4 protein-coding genes are annotated in these 6,815 nt (G+C 44.6%); 3 read left to right on the top strand and 1 reads right to left on the bottom strand.

Annotation, left to right across the window (positions count from 1 at the left end; translation table 11 throughout):
- Positions 1-51: 51 nt before the first annotated feature.
- Positions 52-2,745: a T9SS type A sorting domain-containing protein gene (locus tag E1163_RS22755; protein ID WP_155174774.1), complete on the bottom strand. Its 2,694-nt coding sequence runs from the start codon at positions 2,743-2,745 to the stop codon at positions 52-54.
- Positions 2,746-2,998: 253 nt separating this feature from the next.
- On the opposite strand from E1163_RS22755, the gene E1163_RS22760 reads away from it, so the two are divergent.
- From E1163_RS22760 to E1163_RS22770, 3 genes are all read left to right on the top strand, one after another.
- Positions 2,999-3,886: a hypothetical protein gene (locus E1163_RS22760; RefSeq protein ID WP_155174775.1), complete on the top strand. Its 888-nt coding sequence runs from the start codon at positions 2,999-3,001 to the stop codon at positions 3,884-3,886.
- Between the two features lie 325 nt (positions 3,887-4,211).
- A complete protein-coding gene (locus tag E1163_RS22765) occupies positions 4,212-6,194 on the top strand; it encodes a sensor histidine kinase (protein WP_155174776.1) in 1,983 nt (660 codons plus the stop codon).
- Positions 6,195-6,202: 8 nt separating this feature from the next.
- Positions 6,203-6,658: a response regulator gene (locus E1163_RS22770; RefSeq protein WP_155174777.1), complete on the top strand. Its 456-nt coding sequence runs from the start codon at positions 6,203-6,205 to the stop codon at positions 6,656-6,658.
- The last annotated feature ends 157 nt before the right edge of the window (positions 6,659-6,815 follow it).

Below are 6,815 nucleotides of genomic sequence, written 5' to 3' on the forward strand. Positions count from 1 at the left end.
CAAGAGTAAGAAAGGGCCATCACATATGCATTATGATGGCCTTTCTATAAATTAATATTTGATGATCCTCGTTTGCTTTACTACCGAAGCATGGGTCAATACCTTTAGAATGTAAGCCCCGGAAGGTAAATCCTCCAGGTTGAACCGGTTTGACTGGTTGCTGACCAGTGCATAGGCCATAACCTTTTCACCTCTGAGGGTATAGATCTCCATAACGATGTTTTCCTCTTCAACACCTCTCAGGTCTATGGTAAGGAGGTCGGTTATTGGGTTAGGGAACACCGGGATGTCACGTTCTTTCAGTGGATCGATCTCTTCATCCGCAGTGTTTACAACATTTTCGTTTGAGGCCATACGTGCCGTAGCAGCGTCATTGGCATATTCGATCACCAGTTTCGGGGCCAGTCCGGAAGAGCCGTTGTAGCTCTCTGCCACCCTTCTTCCCGAACCGGTAATGATCAGGGATAGGGCATTTCCTGGGCTCCAGCCACTTCTGTTAACGATCTCCTGAATGACAGAGGAGATGTCTGTGGTTTTTTGATCTGCACCGGCAGCCCCTACGGTATTCCATGCGGGTGGGTTCCAGTTGGCCGAGGCAGAAGTTAAAGCCCTGTTCGAGATGTTGGCTGATGCTGATGAAAAAGCACTCGAATGGTCAGCATCTTCCCCGTAGATGGTCTTGGTGCCGGAGTCATTGGCGGTTTCATCTACGGTAAACTGGATATAGGCCCTGGTAATGTCTGCGCCCTGTGGCACGATCACATTGGTGAATCGTAGACCGACCTTTTGATCACCGGCCGACATATAGCTGTCGTACACCAGCTCCAGATCAGAACTGTTCAGGTACATAGAGCCGGATGACGATTCTTCGGCATCATCATCACCACTGCTGATCCTTTTGGCAAAAGTCAGGGTCTCAGGTGGTGTGGGTTCTCCTGATCCGTCTGTGGTATAGGTAACATAGATGGCAGGGGCATTGCCGGAGCTTCCGTCGTATGACTCGGCAGTACGCTCACCCGTTCCGGTAATGATCAGTGCCAATGCGCTGTTTTGTGACCAGCCACTTCTGTTTACAAGCTCCTGAACAATGCTTTTCAGGTCAGGCGTTTTCTGGGCAGTGCCTGCCTGGCCTGCAGAGTTCCAGGATGAAGGAGACCAATTCACAGCAGCAGCGGTGGTGGGCCTTGATGATACATTGTAGCTGGAAGTAGAAAATGCAGGGGCATTATCGGTATCATGGGCTTTGATGCTGAGGTTGGTTGTGCCGCTATTTGTCTCATCTACAGTAAACTGCACATGTGCGCTGAGAATAGTTGCTCCCTGAGGGATATTCAGGCCCTGAAAGCGCAAACCAATGGTCTGGTTTCCCCTGCTGCCATCGTAGACCAGCTCTATGTCCGAGCTGTTCATGTACATGCTGCCGTTTTGGTTTTCCTCCACATCATCATTAGTACTATTCACCCTTGAGCTGACAGTTACTTCGCCACCATCAGGGTTGCTGTCGTTGGTGATAGTTACCACTGCACCGTTGCTGGGGTTCCAGATGTCGAGGTTAGCGGGTGGGGCAAAGATATTGTTGTCACTCACCTGTCCCACCTGGTCAGCGTTGTCCACGCGGATTGTACGGGACTCTATTTTGTTTTGATCCACAAATATCCATTTGAACTGGTTGAAGCTGGCACTGTTCCTTGTCCAGGCCTTGTTGTCGTTGTTGGATCGCAGGGGAGCGCCCCAGCAGCCTTCTCCTGTGTACACTGTGCCGTTTGCATCGTCACGGATAAAACCTTCGTCGCTTCCGCTGCCGTTGGAAGGCCTCACCGGCCAGGTTGTTTTTACAGTGTGTGCGTCACACTCCACTACCAGCTTTACCTTATTGTTGTAAAACAGGTCAGCCCAGTTAGCATACTGATTGTTTCCCTCAGATTTGGACGAAACATGTGGCCTCATGGGTTTGTGGTACTGGGCCATTTTCCAGGTTACGCCGGCGTTGGCTACCAGGTCGTTTTGCAGCCAGGTAGTCTGGTTTCCTGATATCGAAATTTCAGTGTTTAGTGTGTATGTCCTGATCAGGTTACCGCCAAAAGTAATGGCATAGTAAACCTCTGAGCTAGGCGTGTCAAACAAATTATAGATCATGTCATTGGAACTCTCATGGTTCCCCCTTGTGGCTACGATAGGGATCATTCGCCCATCTGAGCCAATGGTGTACTGCCAGTCATCAAACCACTGGCGCCATTCGCTGTCAGTGCCATATGCTGTCATGTCGCCACCAAAAAGTATAGCATGGGGCCTGAGTTTGGCTACCAGCTTGTTGGCATTGATCCTTGGCGTTCTGTTGTTCCTGGAGTCGCCACCAGCTATAAAAGAAAGCCTTTCATTCGGGGCGTCCGGTGCTGTTCTGAACCAGAACCGCTGGCTGGTGCCCTGGCTGTCCCTGATCACAAAGTAATATGCTGTATTTGGCTCAAGGCCGGTAAGCCTCACAAATTGATTATTCATGCCCCTGTATGACACCTGCCGGTCGGGTGTGCTGTTGTAAGGGTAGTTTGTCCAGTTTGTGCCATAGTCCGTTTTTCCATAGTAAACTGTCGGGTTAGAACCGGAGACCTGGTTCCAGCCGATCACTATGGTGGTAGCCGGATTGTCCCGGATGGTGAGGCGGTACTTGTCTGTATTGGCCCATAGATGTGCGCTAAGCAGGAGCAACACCGTTGAGATTAAGATTTTCGAGTTGAATTTGGTCATAGTTGAATTTGGTTTGGTTTATATCAACCCAAGAACGCACTTAGATGTAACTCGATCTTTACTGCGGTTTTAACATATGATTAACCTGCCGGTCAGGCATATCAGAGTAAGATATTGAATATGATCGCTTTCCAACTTTACGGGTAGCGGAAGGGAAGAAGCTAAATAACCAAAGCCAAACAAAACGGTAACCTCAAATTAACAGGCGGCTGGTTAACTTTTTATAGCTTCACCCTAAACCTAAAACCTGTTCATGATGAATATCAAAGCCGCTCAGCTAACCCGGATTACAAAGCTTTTACAATGGATGTGTTTTCTGATCTTCGTCAGCAGGGCCTATCAGCATTTGTTTTGGGATGCTCCGTTCAGGACCTTGCTGTGGGATGAAAGTCTGCTGAAGGGCCTTGTAGAGTTCGTCACTTCGGCCTCCTGGGTGGACTATGTCACAAGTCCTGAGACAGACCGGGCAATTCAGGGGCTGATCAGGCTGAATGGTCTGTTTTATCTTTTATGTGCCTTTATAAGTTTGTTTTTGCATAGGCTCAGGCAGTCGTGGGGCTATGTTATCCTGGTTGGAGCTTTTTCCCTGGTATTCCTGGCCTTTTTATATACCAAGGAGAAATTTTTTCATGTCGGGCAATTTTTTGAATACTCCATTCAATTTTCTACTCCAGTGCTTCTGTTTGTAATTCTTTTTCGGGAAATATCTTTTGACCGGTTCATCCTGGCGGCAAAAGTGGTCATTGCACTCACCTTTATTTGTCACGGCCTTTATGCCATTGGCTACTATCCGCGCCCCGGATCATTTGTAGATATGACTATCAATACACTCCACATTAGCGAACCATTGGCCCACACACTTTTGTTTGTTGCCGGTGTCCTTGACTTCATTGCAGCAATTTTGATATTCATCTCTGTACTTGCACAGCCGGCGCTTTACTACATGGTCATCTGGGGTTTCCTTACCGCGGCCGCCCGGCTCACGGCCAACGTTTACCTTGATTTCTTCTGGTCTTCATTTAATCAATGGTGGTTCGAGTTTACATTGAGGCTGCCACACGCTCTGCTTCCCCTGCTGGTGGTTATGCTGATAAAAGCCTACTCCAAACAGCAGTACACTGTGACTTTTAAATATAAATAATAATTGGGCTGGTGATTGAGTTGTTAGTCAGTGAAAGTGCTTGATTAATAGACTATTGCATTGGGTTCAATTGCTGATTTACCGGCTTTGTTGGTAGTCAGTGTATGAAAAATATAATTTTTGCTTTTAAGAAATTTACATTCTTATCTAAAAATTGATTTTTTTAAATAGTATGAATATTGTCTGTTGGCATGATATGGCCTGAGACCTTAGGCTTTCAATGGGGTAGTTCCCGTGTAGATATCTTTAGTAATTTTTTGTAAAACTTGAGGATTATTATGTGTGGAATGAATAATTACAGGCCAGCCAGGTATAAACTGAAACAATGAAATTAATTAGCTCCTATAAAGACCGTTTTGTGAGAAAACCACAGCAGGAACCGTTTCTTTATAAGATGCTGAAAACTACGGCCAAATATTTGATCCTGGTAGTATTGATCATTGGGGTATCGGTATTACTAGGCTGGCAGTTTGACATTGACCTGATCAAGCGGCCCATTCCGGGACTTGCAGCCATGAATCCTCTTACTGCGACCAATTTTATTCTCCTTGCTGCTTCATTCTTATGTGTTTCTAAAAGGTACACTAAGCGAGGGTATTGGCTGGCCCTTTTGATCATTGTATTTTCGTCCGTTTTTCTTGTGGGTTTAGTACTGAATTCTTCTTTTCAAATAGACCTTGTCTTGTTTTCAAAAGAAATAGCAGCCGATGGTGAGCATAATCTGTCGAGCAGAATGGCTCCCAATACAGCAATAAATTTTATTTTAGGAGGTGCTGTAATATTTCTTATCCGTTTAGGGCGAAGGTTCGACTATATGTTCCAGGTGTTATCCGTACTTGTGGTAACAGTGGCCATATTTTCTATTCTGGGGTATATGTATAAGGTAGAGGAGTTTTATGGAATTTTGGCCTATTTGCCTATGTCAATTCATACAGCCGTATGTTTCTTTTTATTCGGCGTGGCTGTATTGCTATATTATAATGACAGAGGGCTGATGCAGGAAATAACCAGCCCATTTGCAGGAGGCACCATCAGCAGGATATTAATTCCTCTGGGTATACTTATTCCCGGTTTTTTGGGTTTTGTACGATTATATCTGGATTGGAAGTATTCATTTTCAGAAGAGTTCGGGGCCGCTATGTTGGTCGTGAGCCTGATTATGATTTTGGTTTTTCTTATTTGGTTTGAAGCTTTTTCCTTAAATGAAAAAGATGAATGGAGGCAGCGGGCGCAGGATGAAGTAAGACTGACCAATGTGTTGCTTCAATCAAGTATCGAAAGCCATAAGGACATACTTATTTTTTCCATTGACAGAGATTATAAATACCTGACTTTTAACAGTGCTTTTAAGGACGCTACTTACAAAGCTTATGGCACATCGGTCAGAATGGGAGAATCTATGCTTGATTCTATCACAGTTGACGAAGAGAAGCAGAAAGCCCTCAGGAGTTGTGAATTAGCTATGAAAGGTGAAAGCACTACAGTGGTGGACGTTTACGGCGAACTGGAGCGCAATTACTTTGAAACCCGCTACCACCCGATTATGAATGATAATAATGAGGTGGTTGGAGTTACCGTATTGTCATCTAATATAACAGAGCGTAAACAGTATGAAGAAGAGATCCAAAATCTTAATAAAGAACTGGAATCTTTTTCCTATTCTGTTGCCCACGATCTCAGGGCACCATTAAGGATAATTGATGGTTACGTGAATATCCTGGTAGAGGAGTGCTGCGAAGATCTTAACAAGGAGGGCCAGCGTTTGTTAGATATTATATCAGGCAATGCCAAGAAAATGGGCCAGTTGATCGACGACCTTCTTAATTTTTCAAAGCTGGGTAGGCTTCCAGTGGAGAAATCTGTGGTGAACGGTGAAAAACTAGTTAAGTCGATATTGGATGAACAGTTGGGAATAGCGGGCAGGAGTAATATTGAGGTGAATCTGGGGACGCTTGAAGATCTGTATTGCGATGGGATGCTCATGCGTCATGTGTTAACCAATCTGATCTCAAACGCTATAAAATATACAAATAAAAAAGAAATGTCCGTTATTGAAATTGACTCAAAAAGAACCGATGCGTCAGTCATATACTGGGTCAGGGATAATGGAGCCGGTTTTGACCCTACGTATGCGGACAAGCTGTTTGGTGTATTTCAGCGACTTCACAAGGAGACTGATTTTGAGGGTACAGGTGTTGGCCTGGCCATTGTACAAAGGATTATTGCAAAACATGGAGGTGAGGTCTGGGCAGAAGCCGAGATCGATAAAGGGGCAACTTTTTATTTTAGCTTGCCTCGGGTAAAATAAACAAAACTATGGAGTTAAATGAAGTAGAATTACTGCTAATTGAAGACAATCCCTATGAAGCAGAGCTTGCTATAAGAAACCTGAGAAAGCACAAACTTGTAGACAAACTATATCACATTGATGATGGGGCTGAGGCGCTGGAATATATATTTTCAGGCAGCGGAGAAGATGGAGAGCCTAATGGAATTAGGTTCAACCCAAAAGTTATTCTCCTTGACCTGAAATTACCAAAAGTAAGTGGTCAGGAGATTCTGAAAAAGATAAGGGAAAATGAGCGCACCAATACCATTCCTGTGGTAGTGCTAACTTCATCAAATGAAGAATCTGATATTTCTGAGTGCTATAAGCTTGGGGCAAACAGCTACATTGTAAAGCCCGTCAACTTTGATAACTTTTCAAGGGCCATGAAGGATCTCAGCAAGTATTGGCTGCAATTGAATAAAAGACCTGTAACCTATAAATAAGTAAAAGGAGTGACTAGATGGTTTTCGGCCTGTCGGGGCGTTTTTCAGAGAGAGAGATGCTCCCCGATACTGATTTGGTTTCCTTTTAGTCTTTTTAATAATTTTCTCTACCAAGCTTAAAATCTATAGAGCAAATGGATCAGAAAATAAAACATGC

Source organism: Fulvivirga kasyanovii, from assembly GCF_009711405.1.
Taxonomy (GTDB): domain Bacteria; phylum Bacteroidota; class Bacteroidia; order Cytophagales; family Cyclobacteriaceae; genus Fulvivirga; species Fulvivirga kasyanovii.